At 64.3% G+C, this 14,089-nt stretch carries 16 protein-coding genes; 11 read left to right on the forward strand and 5 right to left on the reverse strand.

The features are described from left to right. The first annotated feature begins 70 nt into the window (after nt 1–70). Nucleotides 71–958 (forward strand): LysR family transcriptional regulator, encoded by an 888-nt coding sequence (locus tag J2R78_RS24015; protein ID WP_225647711.1) that lies wholly within the window; start codon nt 71–73, stop codon nt 956–958. 29 nt (nt 959–987) lie between these two features. Here the strand turns inward: J2R78_RS24015 and J2R78_RS24020 are convergent, their stop codons facing one another. Both J2R78_RS24020 and J2R78_RS24025 read right to left on the reverse strand, forming a co-directional pair. Beyond that, the gene (locus J2R78_RS24020; RefSeq protein WP_253607093.1) at nt 988–1,203 is read right to left on the reverse strand and encodes a SlyX family protein; all 216 of its coding nucleotides are present in this window, start codon (nt 1,201–1,203) and stop codon (nt 988–990) included. Further along, entirely contained in the window at nt 1,196–1,987 is a 792-nt protein-coding gene (locus tag J2R78_RS24025; protein WP_253607094.1) for a rhodanese-related sulfurtransferase, read from the reverse strand. The genes J2R78_RS24020 and J2R78_RS24025 overlap by 8 nt, the downstream gene beginning before the upstream one ends. Before the next feature lie 181 nt (nt 1,988–2,168). Between J2R78_RS24025 and ggt the strand changes: the two genes are divergently transcribed. From ggt to J2R78_RS24040, 3 genes are all read left to right on the forward strand, one after another. Then, a complete protein-coding gene (gene ggt, locus J2R78_RS24030) occupies nt 2,169–3,755 on the forward strand; it encodes a gamma-glutamyltransferase (protein WP_076826098.1) in 1,587 nt (528 codons plus the stop codon). Between the two features lie 263 nt (nt 3,756–4,018). After that, nucleotides 4,019–4,477 (forward strand): FKBP-type peptidyl-prolyl cis-trans isomerase, encoded by a 459-nt coding sequence (locus tag J2R78_RS24035; RefSeq protein WP_028333243.1) that lies wholly within the window; start codon nt 4,019–4,021, stop codon nt 4,475–4,477. 46 nt (nt 4,478–4,523) lie between these two features. Then, complete coding sequence (locus J2R78_RS24040; protein WP_253607095.1) at nt 4,524–5,513, forward strand: D-2-hydroxyacid dehydrogenase family protein; 990 nt, start codon at nt 4,524–4,526, stop codon at nt 5,511–5,513. 57 nt (nt 5,514–5,570) lie between these two features. On the opposite strand, the gene J2R78_RS24045 is transcribed toward J2R78_RS24040, so the two are convergent. Further along, nucleotides 5,571–5,774, reverse strand: coding sequence for a CsbD family protein (locus tag J2R78_RS24045; protein WP_225158610.1), 204 nt, complete (start codon nt 5,772–5,774; stop codon nt 5,571–5,573). Between the two features lie 145 nt (nt 5,775–5,919). On the opposite strand from J2R78_RS24045, the gene J2R78_RS24050 reads away from it, so the two are divergent. Then, nucleotides 5,920–6,438 carry a cupin domain-containing protein gene (locus J2R78_RS24050; protein WP_028338582.1) on the forward strand — a complete coding sequence of 173 codons (519 nt, stop codon included), beginning with the start codon at nt 5,920–5,922 and terminating at the stop codon, nt 6,436–6,438. A gap of 75 nt (nt 6,439–6,513) precedes the next feature. Continuing rightward, complete coding sequence (locus J2R78_RS24055; RefSeq protein ID WP_229189549.1) at nt 6,514–7,251, forward strand: enoyl-CoA hydratase/isomerase family protein; 738 nt, start codon at nt 6,514–6,516, stop codon at nt 7,249–7,251. Between the two features lie 129 nt (nt 7,252–7,380). Here the strand turns inward: J2R78_RS24055 and J2R78_RS24060 are convergent, their stop codons facing one another. Next, a complete protein-coding gene (locus J2R78_RS24060) occupies nt 7,381–8,907 on the reverse strand; it encodes an amidohydrolase family protein (RefSeq protein WP_253607096.1) in 1,527 nt (508 codons plus the stop codon). A gap of 213 nt (nt 8,908–9,120) precedes the next feature. Between J2R78_RS24060 and J2R78_RS24065 the strand changes: the two genes are divergently transcribed. The 4 genes from J2R78_RS24065 (at nt 9,121) to J2R78_RS24080 (ending at nt 12,915) form a co-directional block, all read left to right on the forward strand. Next, nucleotides 9,121–10,137 carry an alpha/beta hydrolase gene (locus J2R78_RS24065; protein ID WP_253607097.1) on the forward strand — a complete coding sequence of 339 codons (1,017 nt, stop codon included), beginning with the start codon at nt 9,121–9,123 and terminating at the stop codon, nt 10,135–10,137. Between the two features lie 106 nt (nt 10,138–10,243). Next, nucleotides 10,244–10,681 (forward strand): VOC family protein, encoded by a 438-nt coding sequence (locus tag J2R78_RS24070; RefSeq protein WP_253607098.1) that lies wholly within the window; start codon nt 10,244–10,246, stop codon nt 10,679–10,681. Between the two features lie 29 nt (nt 10,682–10,710). Beyond that, nucleotides 10,711–11,199: a VOC family protein gene (locus J2R78_RS24075; RefSeq protein ID WP_253607099.1), complete on the forward strand. Its 489-nt coding sequence runs from the start codon at nt 10,711–10,713 to the stop codon at nt 11,197–11,199. Nucleotides 11,200–11,610: 411 nt separating this feature from the next. Continuing rightward, nucleotides 11,611–12,915, forward strand: coding sequence for a phospholipid carrier-dependent glycosyltransferase (locus tag J2R78_RS24080; protein WP_253607100.1), 1,305 nt, complete (start codon nt 11,611–11,613; stop codon nt 12,913–12,915). Nucleotides 12,916–12,977: 62 nt separating this feature from the next. Here the strand turns inward: J2R78_RS24080 and J2R78_RS24085 are convergent, their stop codons facing one another. Continuing rightward, a complete protein-coding gene (locus tag J2R78_RS24085) occupies nt 12,978–13,610 on the reverse strand; it encodes an OmpA family protein (RefSeq protein WP_253607101.1) in 633 nt (210 codons plus the stop codon). A gap of 159 nt (nt 13,611–13,769) precedes the next feature. On the opposite strand from J2R78_RS24085, the gene J2R78_RS24090 reads away from it, so the two are divergent. Further along, on the forward strand, nt 13,770–14,012 hold the full coding sequence (locus J2R78_RS24090; RefSeq protein WP_253607102.1) for a hypothetical protein: 243 nt from the start codon (nt 13,770–13,772) through the stop codon (nt 14,010–14,012). Nucleotides 14,013–14,089: the final 77 nt, after the last annotated feature.

Below are 14,089 nucleotides of genomic sequence, written 5' to 3' on the forward strand. Positions count from 1 at the left end.
TGTTAGTATAGCCTGATCACATACTGTGGAGATTGGAATTGCGTCCCGTGCTGAGACTGGAGGGCTCGCGATGCATAGACCGCGTCAGCATTTGAATATTCCTACTGAAATCGTTCGCACCGTCGTTGCGATCGCGGAGACAGGCAGCCTGTCGAAAGCCGGGGAGCGTCTCGGCCTCAGCCAGCCGGCGATCAGTTCGCAGGTCAAGCGCCTGCAAAGCCTGATTGGTGGCGCACTCTTCGTCAGAACCGCAAACGGCACCACGACCACCGAGCTCGGCAAGGTCGCCGTGCAGCAGGCGAGGCGCATCCTCGAAGCCAACGATCAACTGCTTCGGCTCGGCGGCAATCATGAAGGACCCCAGCCGTTGCGGCTGGGAATCAGCACGATGCTCGCGGAGGAATTCCTGAAGCTGCATCCCTCCGATGCACTCGCCGACGTTCTGCTGCACGCCGACATGTCACCGGCCGTCATCAGGGGGTTGATCGACGGCTACATCGACATCGCGTTCGTCTACAGCAACCCTTCGCAGGAGAACGAAGACGAGGTGACGATCGCCGCCGAAGCCGAGGAGCGGTCGGTGTGGGTGCGATCGCGCGATTTTGTGCTGCGGCCGGGCGCCCCGATCCCGATCCTGGCCTGGCCTGGTGACGACTGGATGATCCGGACGCTCACCAAGCACAACATCACGTACAAGATCGTGTTCAGGAGCCCGAACCACCAGCTGCGACTGGAAGCCGCCCGGGCCGGGTACGGCCTGACGGCGTGCCCCGAGCGGATGATCCCGTCCTCGCTGATCTCGGCGAAGGATTATTATCTTCCGGAGCTTCCGTTGCAGAAGCGCCTGCTGTGCGTTCGCCCTGGTCTCGAAGGCAGCCGCGCCACGGCGATGGTGCAGCGGTTGTCCAGCCTGTTCTTCAGCGGCGCGAAGCCGATGCGTCAGGTGAGCAACATGTAGCCGGTGCTGCCGCGGTCCGGCGGCACCGATCAATAGTGCGGTGGGCGTTCGTTGGCGGGGCCGGGCGCCGGGCGTTCGGCCTCCTGAAGCCGGTCGCGCAACTCGGCGATCTGGCGCGTCAGCGCGTCGATCTGCTTCCATTGTGCCGTGATGGTCTGGTTCAGCGTCTCGATGGCCTCGTCCTGATAGGTCAGGCGAACCTCCAGCGCATCGATCCGCTCGCTCAGCTTGGCCGTGTCATTCATGGACGGCAGCCTCGCAGGGGGCAGCCTCGCGCTCCGCGTCGCTCGAACGCGCACCCGCACGCTCGCGCAGGCCGTGGCCGAGCGCAACACGCTCGTCGAACACAAAACAGTCGCCGCGCCAGCGGCTGTCCTGCTGCGGGGTTTCCTCGAGATATTTCAGGATGCCGCCCTTGAGGTGATAGACCTCGGCAAAACCTTGCGCGAGCAGATAGGCGCTGGCCTTCTCGCAGCGGATGCCGCCGGTGCAGAACATCGCAATCCTGCGGTGCTTCGCCGGATCGAGGTTTCTCGCCGCAAATTCCTTGAATTGTCCAAAGCTCGCGATCCTGGGATCCACCGCGCCTTCGAACGTGCCCATCGCGACCTCGAACGCGTTGCGGGTATCGAGCACCACGATGTCAGGCGCGGCGATCAGCTCGTTCCAGTCGGCGGCATCGACATAGGTGCCGACCTGCCGCGTCGGATCGACCGTGGTGTCGCCGAGCGTGACGATCTCCTTCTTCAGCCGCACCTTGAGCCGCTGGAACGGCATTTGCGCGGCTTCGGAGAACTTCAGCTCGAGATTGTCGAGGCGGCCGCCGAACAGCGTTCCGTACCTGAGCTCCGCAACGAAGTCATCGATGCCTTGGTCGGTGCCGGCAATGGTGCCGTTGATGCCCTCATGGGCGAGCAGCACGCTGCCCTTGAGATCGAGCCCGGCGCAGAACGCGCGCAGCGGCTCGCGCAGCGCGCGGAAGTCCGGCAGCGCGGCGAACTGGTAGAAGGCGGCGACCTTGAAGGGCATCGCCGGGATTTATCAGGCCGGCCAAGCCGGCGAAACCCGCAAAGCCATGCATTGTCGGGATATTTCCCCTGGCATGCCAGGCATTGCTCAGCCGGGGATGAGTGTGCCATGTACTTTGTACTCCCTTGGCATCATCCGCCGCAGCCGCATCAGACCATCACGATCAAGCGAGCACTCCGTTATGAGGAATTTCCATTTCGCCGGCCGTTCCACGGTCCACGCCCAGAACGCGATGGTGGCGACGTCGCATCCGGAAGCGGCGCTCGCGGCCATCGAGGTGATGCGCGAGGGCGGCACGGCCGCCGACGCGGCGGTTGCAGCCTGTGCGCTGCTCGGCGTCATCGAGCCGCAATCGACCGGCATCGGCGGCGACTGCTTCGCGCTGATCCAGCCGAGGGGGGAAGGCAAGATCACCGCCTATAACGGCAGCGGCCGGGCGCCGATGGCGGCGACCGCCGACTGGTATCTCGAGCGCAAGATCCATTCGGTGCCGCTGACCTCGGCACATGCGGTCAGCATTCCCGGCGCGGTCGATGCCTGGGACGTGATCCTGAAGGACCACGGCAAGTTCGGCTTCGACCGGCTGCTGCAGCCCGCGATCAAGGCCGCCGAAGAGGGCTACGTGGTCGCGCCGCGCATCGCCTTCGACTGGAAGAACGGCTTCGAGAAGCTGAAGAACGGCACCAACACCGAGCGCTATCTGTTGCCGCACGGCAGGCCCGCGGTTGCCGGCGACGTGATCCGCCAGCCCGAGCTCGGCAAGACGCTGCGCGCGATCGCGCAAAAGGGCCGCGACGCCTTCTATAGCGGCGAGATCGCCGCCGACATGGTCGACACGCTGCGCGGCATCGGCGGCCTGCACACGCTCGAGGACTTCGCCGCGCACTCGACCGAGGCGACCTCGCCGATCGGCACGATGTACAAGGGCTACGACGTCTGGCAGTGCCCGCCGAACGGCCCCGGCATCACCATGCTGGTCATGCTCAACATCCTGTCGCGCTTCGACCTGACCAAGTTCAAGCCGCTCAGCATCGAGCGCTTCCATCTCGAGGCCGAGGCGGCACGCATCGCCTACATGATGCGCGAGCAGCATATCGGCGATCCCCAGCACGTGCATGTCGACGTTGCCGGCATCCTCGCCAGGGAATTCGCCGAAGAGCACATCAAGAACATCCGGATGGACCGGCTGCTCGAACTGCCGAACGTCGCGCCGCCGATGAATCCGTCGACGGTCTACATCACGGTGGTCGACAAGGATCGCAACGTCTGCTCGTTCATCAATTCGATCGCGCATTCGTTCGGCTCGGCGATCGTCTCCAACAAGACCGGCGTCCTGCTGCAGAACCGCGCCGGCGGCTTCCGCATCCAGCCCGGACATCCGAATTGCATCGCACCGGGCAAGCGTCCGCTGCACACCATCATCCCGGCGCTGGTCACCAGGAACGGCCGTGCGCTGATGCCGTACGGCGTGATGGGCGGGCAGTACCAGCCGGTCGGCCAGACCCGTGTGCTGACCAACATGCTCGACTATGGCTGCGACATTCAGGAAGCCATCGATATGCCGCGCGGCCTGCACTACGAAGGCGTCTACCAGCTCGAGGACTCTGTGCCGGCGGAGATCGTCGAAGGCCTGAAGAAGATCGGTCACAAGACCACCAGCGTGGTCGCGCCGCTCGGCGGCGGCCAGGGCATCTGGATCGATTGGGACAAGGGGACGCTGACCGGTGGCTCCGACCCGCGCAAGGACGGCTGCGCGCTCGGCTACTGATTGTCGCGGCCGATCAGGGGCCGCCGGAAACAAGGTGTTGTCGCGGGGATGGTGCTAGTCCTGCCCCGCGGAAGCCCGTCACCGGCATCACCTACTCATATCTGGCGGCGCAACTGATCGGTGATCTCATCGCGGGCGCGTCGTCGCCATTGATCGGCGATTTTGCGCTGGACCGCGACGGCGGCATGGCCGGTCACTGAAAAATGGCTAGGGATTCGACCCGCACTGGGCTAGAGACGGCCGTCCTTCACGAGAGGTGCAAGATGCGATCTTCCCGACGCACGATCATCAAGACTGCATTTGCCGGCCTTGCGGCGGCAGTCTCCACGTCCGTTGTCAGCGGGACAGCAACGGCCCAAACTGCAGGAAAGCCCATGACCACAGCTTCAGGCCTCCAGATCATCGACAGCAAGGTCGGCACCGGCGCCTCGCCGAAGACCGGCCAGACCTGCGTCATGCACTATACCGGCTGGCTCTACGAGAACGGCCAGAAGGGCAAGAAATTCGACTCCTCCGTCGATCGCAACGAGCCGTTCGAGTTTCCGATCGGCCAGGGTCACGTGATCAAGGGCTGGGACGAGGGCGTCGCCACCATGAAGGTCGGCGGCAAGCGCACCCTGATCATCCCGCCGAACCTCGGCTACGGCGCGCGCGGCGCCGGCGGCGTGATCCCTCCGAACGCCACGCTGATGTTCGACGTCGAACTGCTTGGCGTCAAATAAGCCGATGGGCGTCAAGTAACCGGCTCACAACAACAAGGGCGCAGCGATGAAGATCTCGATCCTCGACGATTATTTCGACACGCTGCGCACCCTCGATTGCTACCGCAAGCTCGACGGGTATGACGTCAAGATCTGGAACGATCACGTCCAGGACGTCGATGCACTCGCCGAACGGCTGCGCGATACCGACGCGCTGGTCCTGATCCGCGAGCGAACCCAGATCCGCACGCCGCTGCTCGAACGTCTGCCGAAGCTGAAGCTGATCAGCCAGCGCAGCGTCTATCCGCATATCGACATCGACACCTGCACGCGGCTCGGCATCATCGTGTCGTCGAGCCAGCATGCCGATACGCCGTCCTACGCCACCGCCGAGTTCACCTGGGGCATGATCCTCGCGGCGATGCGCGCGATCCCGCAACAGATGGCGGCGCTGAAGGCGGGCAAGTGGCAGATCGGCGTCGGTCATACGCTGCGCGGCAAGACGCTCGGCATCTATGGCTACGGCCGCATCGGCGCCGTGGTCGCGGGCTATGGCAAGGCGTTCGGCATGAACGTGCTGGTCTGGGCGCGCGAGCCGGCGATGGCGAAGGCGCGCGCCGACGGCTATGAGACATCAGTCAGCAAGGCGGATTTCTTTGCCCGCTGCGACGTGCTGTCGCTGCATATGCGCTTGGTCGACGCGACGCGCGGCATCGTCAAGGCGGAAGACCTCGCGCGGATGAAGCAGACCGCGCTGATCGTCAACAACAGCCGCGCGCCGCTGATCGAGCCGGGCGCGCTGGTCAATGCGCTGCGTGCCGGCCGGCCCGGGATGGCCGCGATCGACGTCTACGAGAAGGAGCCGCTGCGCGACACGGCGGACCCGCTACTCAACATGGACAATGTGGTCTGTACGCCGCATCTCGGCTACGTCTCGCGCGACGAGTACGAAATCCAGTTCACCGACATTTTCGACCAGATATTGGCGTACGCGGCGGGTACGCCGACCAATGTCGTGAACCCGGATGTGCTGGCACATCCGCGCCCGCGCGGCTGAGCAGCGTCGTTCATGCTCGATCGGCCGGCTCGATGGGGCGGCCGTGTCATCTCTCGTTCAGCGAGGCCAGTGAGCCGCTGAGGTCACCCTGCCGACGATCCTCTTGATGCCGCCGAGTGCCTTCTGTCCCTTGCCCTTGGCTTCCAGGATCGCGCCTCTGCCCTGCATCGCCGGAGAGCCGGTGACCTTGCCAAGACGCCGCTTGAACCTGCCGATCGCCTCGTTGGCCGTGCCCTTGATCCTATCGGTCGTGCTACCCATGAAATTACTCCTTCGAATACGCTGAGATAACGCGCCGGAACATGGCGATGTTCCGATTCGGCGAGGTTCCGATTTTCCGCTCGCCTGCGCGGCTGCTTTTCGCTAGCGTTCCACGCACGAAATCAGGCCAACGAAAGCAAGAATGATGAGCGGTTCCCACGATCACACCCATTCCCACGACCATCACCATCACGACGACGAGCGCTGGAAGCACGACGGCGTCCGCGTGATTCCCGGCAACCAGCTCGATCCGAATGTGCCGTCGACCGCCGGCATGGACCGCAAGGCCGCGATCAATTTTGCCCGGGTCGGGGCGCAGAAATTGTGGGCAGGCACCGTCAGCATCAAGCCGGATGCCAAGACCGGCGCGCATCATCACGGCCATCTCGAAAGCATCATCTATGTCGTCAAGGGCAAGGCGCGGATGCGCTGGGGCGAGAAGCTGCAGTTCACCGCCGAGGCCGGCCCCGGCGACTTCATCTTCGTGCCGCCCTACGTGCCGCATCAGGAGATCAACGCCAGCCGCGACGAGGTGCTGGAATGCGTGCTGGTGCGCTCCGACGGCGAGGCGGTCGCGATCAATCTCGACATCGAGCCGATCGAGAAGCCGGAGACCGTGCTGTGGGTCGACCCGGTGCACCGCCATCCCGACGAGAAGAAATAGCCGCGACATTTGCGTCGAGATTCCGGGTTCACGCTTCGCGTGCCCCGGAATGACAGTCCAGGGGAGGAGGCCAGCATGACGCTCGTGCGTTACGAGAGCGCCGACCACGTCGCGACCATCACGATGGACCGCGTCTCCTCGCACAACGCGCTCAACAATGCGCTGTGCGACGAGCTGCAAAATGCCTGGCGGCGCTTTCGCGACAGCGATGACCGCGTCGCGGTGCTGGCCTCGGCCGAGGAGAAGTACTTCTGTGTCGGCGCTGACGTCCGGGATTTCCCCGCCAATATGTGGCAGGCGGTGCCCGGGCTCGGTGTCGAGCTCGACAAGCCGGTGATCGCGGCGACGTCGGGCTGGGTGGTGGGCGGCGGCTTCGTTCTGGTGCAGATGGCCGACATCTGCGTCGCCTCGGAGACGACGCGGTTCGTCTATCCGGAAGCCAAGATCGGCACCACCGGCGGCGGCGTCTCCTCGGTGCTGGCGCGCATGCCGCACAAGATCGCGATGGAGTTCCTGCTCGTCGGCGAGGAGCTGTCGGCCGAGCGGGCCTACCAGATCGGCTTCGTCAACCGCATCACGCCACCGGGGCAGCACCTTGCGGCGGCGCAGGAGCTGGCGGCCAAGATCGCGGGCAACGCGCCGCTGGTGGTGCAGGCGCTCAAGAAGCTCGCGCGTGACGCGATGCCGAAGGGGCCGCTGGAGACGGTCGCGGAGGTGCGCCGGCAGCTCGACGCCATCAAGGACAGCGACGACCTCAAGGAAGGCGCCAGGGCGTTCAGCGAGAAGCGCAAGCCGAGATTTACGGGGCGATGACCTTTTCCGTCATTGCGAGGGGCTCGCGACAAAATTGCAAGCAATTTTGCGCTGCGACGAAGCAATCCATCTGTCCCCGAGCGGAGATATGGATTGCTTCGCTGCGCTCGCAATGACGGGGCCTAACCCCTAGGCAAACACCCGGTGATCGATCACACCGTTCGGCACCACATAGCCGTAACGCGTGTTCGACGGCTCTACGCCAGCCTTCTCATACTGCGCCTTCATCATCGCAAAGCGATCGCCCTTGAGGTCGAGCATCGCGCGCTTCGGCTGGATGTTGTAGAGCCGGGCGTTGTTGTCGCCGAAGATCGCCGTCTTCACCGGCCCGTCGGCGGGGCCGAGCGGTGCGTAACCGAACTTCTTCTGCATCATCTCGGGGATCTCCAGCCGCCGCAGGCCCTCGATCTGCCATTGCGGCGCGCCGGTCCACAGCGCATCGGTACCCCAGCAGACGTGGTCGGCGCCGAGCCCCTTGATCAAGGTCCCCATCAGCGCGGCGCAGACATTGGGTTCGGCGACCAGCGTGGTCGCGAACAATTGCCCGACATCGCCATAGACATTGTTGACGCCGTACTGCGCCGGGATGTCGGCGAGATCCGAGGTCCAGGCGATGCGGCCGGTGCGCTCGAACTCGGCGAGCGCGACCTTCGGATCGCCGCCGACATGGCGATAGGCCGAGTGGTAGATGATGAAGTTGAGCTGCGGCCAGTCCTTGGCGGCCTTTCCGACATCGGCAACGTCGGCGAAGCCGCGCAGATTCGGATACTGCTTCTCTATCCCGGGCGGAAACAGTCCCTTGTGGACGCAGACGTTCCTGATGCCCGCCTTCACCATCTTCTCATAACCCTTGTAGGCGACCTTCTCGTCGTCAAGCCGCCAGGGGTAGCGACTGATCTCCTTGTGGGTGTTGTCGCCGATCGTGTAGCCCTTGCAGGATTCCGGCTTCAGCGCCAATGCGGCGTCGAGCTTGTCGAGCCAGCCGGGCTGCCCGGGCGTGAAGATGGCGTGGCAGAACACGCGCCGCGAGCCGGCCTCGTCGTTCATTTTCTTGCGCGCGTCGGCCATCTGCTCGTTGGTCAGGAACCAGTCCTGCTCGATATCCGACGGCGCCGAGGAGATCAGCGCGATCTTGGTGTCGGAATCGAGAAACATCTCCTTCTTGTAGTTGTCGAACTTGAGATCCTCGATGGTCTGCTCGTGATCGTTGAGCTCCTTGTTCCAGCCGGCCTTGCCGACCGCCTTGCGCATTTCCACAAAACCCATGATGCGGGTGTCGTCGCGCAGGAAATGCGTGTGCATGTCCATGATGAACTGGTCTTTCAGGGAGTTGGCGCGCTCCTGCGCCATTGCGGGTGTCGCGGCCTCCGCCGGCGTCACGACGAATAGCTCCCCGTAAACCTGGTTCATCGCGACGAAGGAGGCGGCCATGCCGGCCGCGGTCTGGAAGAATCTCCGGCGATCGAGGCCCTGCTTGCCGCCGAGATCGTCGGCCATCGCGAGCAGCCGCGCCTCGACCTCGCGCTGACGTTCGTTCTGCGGGTCGGGATAGAATTCGTCGCTGGAGACGATCTGGGTCGGGATCGGCGTCTGGTGCTGGCACAGTTCGGAGGGCATCAAGGCGGCAAGTTCATCGTCGGTGAGATTGCTGCTCATTCTTCGCTCCCGCTTCTCGCCGGATTTTTCCGGTCGGATCGCGGAGACTAGGACCAAGTCCGCCCGTCGTCCGCGCCGTTTGCCGGAAACCGCATTCACAAAATCGTGCATCGGATTGGCGGACGCGAGATGCGCCCGTCGCGCAACCGGACATGCGCGCTGCTATGCTCGATCGCACCGGATCGGACGAAGAAATCCGGAAGGGAGCGAACCATGATGTCATCTGACCATTCGCGGCGCAGCATGATCAAAGCCATCGGCATTGCAACGGCCGCCGGCGTGTTCGGCGCAGCGTCGGCACAGGCAGTGCCCGCGGTTCCTGTCGAAGGAGAAATATGGAGCAACGAATACTGGGCGAAGAAGGGTGACATCCCCTTGTGGATGTTCCGCAAGCGGATCGGTGCGCCGAAGCCGGGCGAGCCCGCGCGGCCGGTGGTGTTCTTCGTCCACGGCTCGTCGGTGACATCACGGGTGTTCGACCTCACGGTGCCGGGCAAGGGCGAGTATTCGCTGCTGAACACATTTGCCCGCTACGGCTTCGATTGCTGGACCATGGACCACGAGAACTACGGCAAGTCCGGCCGCACCTCGGGCAATGCGGATATCGCGAGCGGCGTCGAGGATCTGAAGGCCGCGGTCGAGGTGATCGCGCGCGAGACCGGGCAGGGGCGATACCACTTCGTCGGCGAATCCTCCGGCGCGTTGCGGGCCGGCGCTTTCGCAATGGCCGCACCCGAGCGCATCGACCGCCTGGTGTTCGCGGCCTTCACCTACAAGGGCGAGGGCTCGCCGACGCTGGCAAAGCGCGCCGAGCAGCTCGCATATTATCGCAGCCACAACATGCGCAAGCGCGACCGCGACATGATCCGCTCAATCGCAACCCGCGACAGGCCCGGCACGTCGGACCCCGCCGTGGTCGAGCTGCTGGCCGATGTCGAGATGCAGTTCGGCGACCAGATCCCGACCGGCACCTATCTGGACATGACCGCCAATTTGCCGGTGGTGCATCCGGAGAAGGTGCTGGCGCCGGTGCTGCTGGTCCGCGGCGAATATGACGGCATCGCCGCGGTTCCGGACCTCGAGGAGTTCTTCAACAAGCTGCCGAACGGCGATCGGCAGTTCATCATCCTGCCCGGCACCGCCCATTCGGTGGCGCTTGCCACCAATCGGGAGCTGTTCTGGCATGTGACGCGGGCATTCCTGACCATGCCGACACCGATTGTGACCTGACGTCACCCTGCGGCAGGACGCCGCAAGAAAAATCGGCGCGGTGATGTCGGGACGCGGCGAGGCGGTTCGTCCTCGGGGCACAACCCCGCGAAAAGGAGCGCCTTTCATGGCCAAGCCGACAATGATCTTCGTCAACCTGCCGGTCAGCAATCTCGCCCACGCGACCGCCTTCTATGAGGCGATCGGCGCGACCAAGAACGCGCAATTTTCCGACCACACCGCCTCCTGCATGGTGATCTCCGACACGATTCACGTCATGCTGCTGACGCACGACAAGTTCCGCGAATTCACCCCGAAGAAAATTGCCGACACCAAGTCCACGAGCGAAGTGCTGATCTGCCTGTCCGCCGACAGCCGCGACGCGGTCGACGGCTACGTCGCCAAGGCGAAGGGCGCGGGCGGCAGCGCCGATCCGTCGCCGCAGCAGGATTACGGCTTCATGTACGGCCGCAGCTTCGAGGATCCCGATGGTCACATCTGGGAAGTGATGTGGATGGACGTCGAGGCGGCGATGAAGGCGCAGTCCGCCGCGGCGACCGCCTGATCGCATCCCGTCATCACGAGGAGCTCAGCATGTCCAAGGTATCTCCCTGCCTGTGGTTCAACGGCGAGGCCGAGGAGGCCGCGAACCTCTACGTCTCGCTGCTGCCCAACTCTCGGATCGAGACGGTCCAGAAGAACGTCATCGACAGCCCCGGCGGAAAGGCCGGCACGGTGCTGCTGGTCGAATTCACGCTCGCCGGTCAGCGCTTCATGGCGCTGAACGGCGGGATGAGGATGGAGCATACCCACGCGGTCTCGTTCGCGATCGACTGTGTCGACCAGGCCGAGGTCGATCGCCTGTGGGATGCGCTGCTCGCGGCCGGCGGCACCGCCGAGCAGTGTGGCTGGCTGCGCGATCGTTATGGCGTCGCTTGGCAGATCGTGCCGGCGGCGGTCCGCCAATATCTCGGCGGGCCCGACGCCGCCGGCGCCGCGCGTGTGATGCAAGCCGTGCTCGGGATGATCAAGCTCGATATCGAAGGTCTGCGCCGGGCCTATCAGGGCGAGGCGGCGGCGTAAGGCAAGGCTTCGCTGGCATCGCCCGGCGCGCCGCCTTCGCTAAAGCTTCGGCGCGTCAGGGATTCGTGGCCTCGTCGAAGCCTTGGCGTAGACGGGACCGGGCGATCCAGCATTCCAGAGACTTCGGTGCTCCGCCGACACGCGGCGTACTGGATGCCCCGCATGAAGCGGGGCATGATAGTGCGCCTGCCACCGTGAACCCGGCTGCGGCCCGGCGGTGCCGTCCAAGGAACGGGTCGGTGATCCAGCCGTTGTGACGCGGAAGCCAAGTCGGCCGCCACAATCGAACCAGCCCTGGTTGCCAATTGTCGGCACGATGGTTCCGTCACATGACCGTGGCGACGGATCGCGGATGCAGCTGATATCGTATATTTGTCGCAAGCTGCGTTCCCCTCGCACCGTGCTTGCCCTTTGAACATCGTATCCAAATCTCCTTCTGTTCCGCGACGTCCCGCCGCGCGCACGGCGATCGTCGCGGCAATCGTCTTCATCGTCGCCCATGTCGTGCTGCTGCTCGGGATCACGGCGCCGGACAAGCTCTATTTCGACGAGGTGCATTACGTGCCGGCGGCGCGGCAGATGCTGCTGCCGGTGCGCGAGGGGGCGATCCTCAACCCGATGCATCCGCCGCTCGCCAAGGAGATCATCGCCCTCTCGATCAAGGCATTCGGCGACGTGCCGCTCGGATGGCGCTATCCCGCGGCGCTGTTCGGTGCGCTGGCGCTGGTCGGCGTCTATCTCGGCGGGCTTGCGCTGTTCGCGTCGCAGCAACGCGCGATCGCTGCCGCGCTGCTCGCCTTCTTCAACCAGATGCTGTTCGTGCAGTCGCGGATCGCGATGCTGGATATTTTCGCACTCGCCTTCGGCCTGTTCGCGATCGCGGCGTTCGTCCACGGCTTCAGGCAAAAGCAGCCGCAATCCGCCTTTGCGTTGGCGGGCCTCTTCGCGGGGCTTGCCAGTGCCTGCAAATGGAGCGGGCTGTTCGTGCTCGCGACCTGCATCGCGATCGTCGCTGTGATCCGCCTGATGCAAGGCTGGCGCACGCGCTTTGCCGACGGCAATGCGGAGGATTGGTACCGGCCGGAGCTATGGCCGGATTTTCGTCTTCCTCACTTCATCGTCTGTTTCGTGCTGATCCCGGCGGCCGTTTATCTCGCGACCTTCGTGCCGCTCTGCGGCCTCTCGTTCACGGATATCATCGAGGCGCAGCGCCGCATCTTTGCCGACAACACCACGACCGCCATCGCGGGCCACACCTATATGAGCTCGTGGCCGTCCTGGCCGTTCCTGCTGCGCCCTGTCTGGTACCTGTTCGAGAAGGTCGGTGATGACAGGTTCGCCGCGATCGTGCTCCTCGGCAACCCGTTGGTGCTGTGGCCGGCATTGATCGCGCTGATCATTGCGCTGCGCGACTGGATCGTCGGGCGCGGCCGTGATGCATTTCTCGTGCTGGCGTTCTACCTCGGCCCGTATCTCGCCTGGGCGCTGCTGCCGCGCACGCTCGGTTTCATCTATTACTATCTCCCCGCGGCGACCACCGCGAGTTTCGTGCTGGTCTACGCCTTGACGCGCAAGGGTGCGCCGCGCTGGCTGCTGTGGGCGTTCGTTGCGGTTGGATGCGCAGGGTTTGTTGCGATGCTGCCGGTCACGGCTGCTGTCATCGAGACGTCGATGGCGACGTTCAACCGGTTGATGCTGTTTCAGGGCTGGATATGACGGTCTTTAAAGCAAAGTGATCCGCCTGCCGGGCATGGCAGGCGGATCGAGGCTGCGGGAGGTTACTGCGAGGCGGTCTTGGTATCCATGTTGACGACCTGCACGCGTCGATTGGTCGGGTCCATCGGCGCGCTCGGGTCCTTCGGCCGGGTCTTTCCGTAGCCGACCGTCACGAGATCCGAGCCGTTCAGGCCGTAATGCTCGACCAGAAATTTCTTGATGGTGTCGGCGCGGCGCTCCGACAGGTCCTGGTTATAGGCCTCGCCGCCGATCGCGTCGGTGTGGCCGGCGACGACGAAGGTCGAGCCCTTCATGCTGGCATCGGACAGTGCCTTGCCGAGCTCCTGCATCGCCTGGGTCGAGCCCTTGCTGATGTCGGCCGAGTTGTAGTCGAAGTGGATCTCCAGATCGATCTTCGGCTTGTTCGCCGCGATGTCGGCGATCTCCTGGCGTTCAACGCGCGACAACGAACGGGTCTGCCGGTTGCGGACGGTGTTGAGGAAGCTTGCCTCCTTGGCGGAAGCCGCGAGGTCGACCTGCGTGCCGGCGGAAAGGCCGCGGGTGGCCGACTTCGGCTTCAGCGCATTGAGAATCTGTGCGGCCGGAACGGCCTCGCTGCCGGCCAGTGCGACGCCCGCCGTCATCGACAGCGCGGCGCCGATTGTCAGAAAAGACAAGGAAAAAGAGCGGGTCATGGTTTTCGTCCTCAAATGTCGGGCTAGCCAATCCGGCTTGCTGTCGTTTTGATGCTGGAAGAATAGGACCGGTTCAAAGCCCGGAATGTGATCTGGGTCACGGTTGGGTGTGCCGCCCCGCCTTGCGCCAGGCAGGGCAGGCGGGAGAGCGAGGACATCATGGCCCACGTCAATCGCGTCCTCCGCTCGATCAATGACGAAGCCGCCTCGCGCTACGTCGATATCTTCCTTCGCCCGGACGGCACCATCGGCTTCGAGGAATATCGGCGGGACGCCGAAGATGGCCGCGGCTGGTTTCCGGTTGGCGGGCATTCGTCCCGCATCTTCCATGGAGAAAGCGCCGCGCTCGCGGCGGCGACCAGGGACGTTCCGTGGTTGCGGCGGGTCGTCGGATCGACGTAGCCGCTCCGAATGATGCGGAGCTGATTTCCGCCGCGCGGCTCTCCACAGCTGCGCGAATCTCACTACATTGCTGGGGC

The organism is Bradyrhizobium sp. USDA 4538 (assembly GCF_024171045.1).
GTDB classification, from domain to species: Bacteria; Pseudomonadota; Alphaproteobacteria; order Rhizobiales; family Xanthobacteraceae; genus Bradyrhizobium; species Bradyrhizobium australafricanum.

Coding starts and splice junctions, on each gene's coding strand:
- J2R78_RS24025 (WP_253607094.1), bottom strand. CDS start 1,987: ATGCCCTTCAAGGTCGCCGCCTTCTACCAGTTCGCCGCGCTGCCGGAC.
- J2R78_RS24075 (WP_253607099.1), top strand. CDS start 10,711: ATGTCCAAGGTATCTCCCTGCCTGTGGTTCAACGGCGAGGCCGAGGAG.
- J2R78_RS24045 (WP_225158610.1), bottom strand. CDS start 5,774: ATGGGTAGCACGACCGATAGGATCAAGGGCACGGCCAACGAGGCGATC.
- J2R78_RS24060 (WP_253607096.1), bottom strand. CDS start 8,907: ATGAGCAGCAATCTCACCGACGATGAACTTGCCGCCTTGATGCCCTCC.
- J2R78_RS24035 (WP_028333243.1), top strand. CDS start 4,019: ATGCGATCTTCCCGACGCACGATCATCAAGACTGCATTTGCCGGCCTT.
- J2R78_RS24090 (WP_253607102.1), top strand. CDS start 13,770: ATGGCCCACGTCAATCGCGTCCTCCGCTCGATCAATGACGAAGCCGCC.
- J2R78_RS24020 (WP_253607093.1), bottom strand. CDS start 1,203: ATGAATGACACGGCCAAGCTGAGCGAGCGGATCGATGCGCTGGAGGTT.
- J2R78_RS24055 (WP_229189549.1), top strand. CDS start 6,514: ATGACGCTCGTGCGTTACGAGAGCGCCGACCACGTCGCGACCATCACG.
- J2R78_RS24050 (WP_028338582.1), top strand. CDS start 5,920: ATGAGCGGTTCCCACGATCACACCCATTCCCACGACCATCACCATCAC.
- J2R78_RS24085 (WP_253607101.1), bottom strand. CDS start 13,610: ATGACCCGCTCTTTTTCCTTGTCTTTTCTGACAATCGGCGCCGCGCTG.
- J2R78_RS24015 (WP_225647711.1), top strand. CDS start 71: ATGCATAGACCGCGTCAGCATTTGAATATTCCTACTGAAATCGTTCGC.
- J2R78_RS24040 (WP_253607095.1), top strand. CDS start 4,524: ATGAAGATCTCGATCCTCGACGATTATTTCGACACGCTGCGCACCCTC.
- ggt (WP_076826098.1), top strand. CDS start 2,169: ATGAGGAATTTCCATTTCGCCGGCCGTTCCACGGTCCACGCCCAGAAC.
- J2R78_RS24070 (WP_253607098.1), top strand. CDS start 10,244: ATGGCCAAGCCGACAATGATCTTCGTCAACCTGCCGGTCAGCAATCTC.
- J2R78_RS24065 (WP_253607097.1), top strand. CDS start 9,121: ATGATGTCATCTGACCATTCGCGGCGCAGCATGATCAAAGCCATCGGC.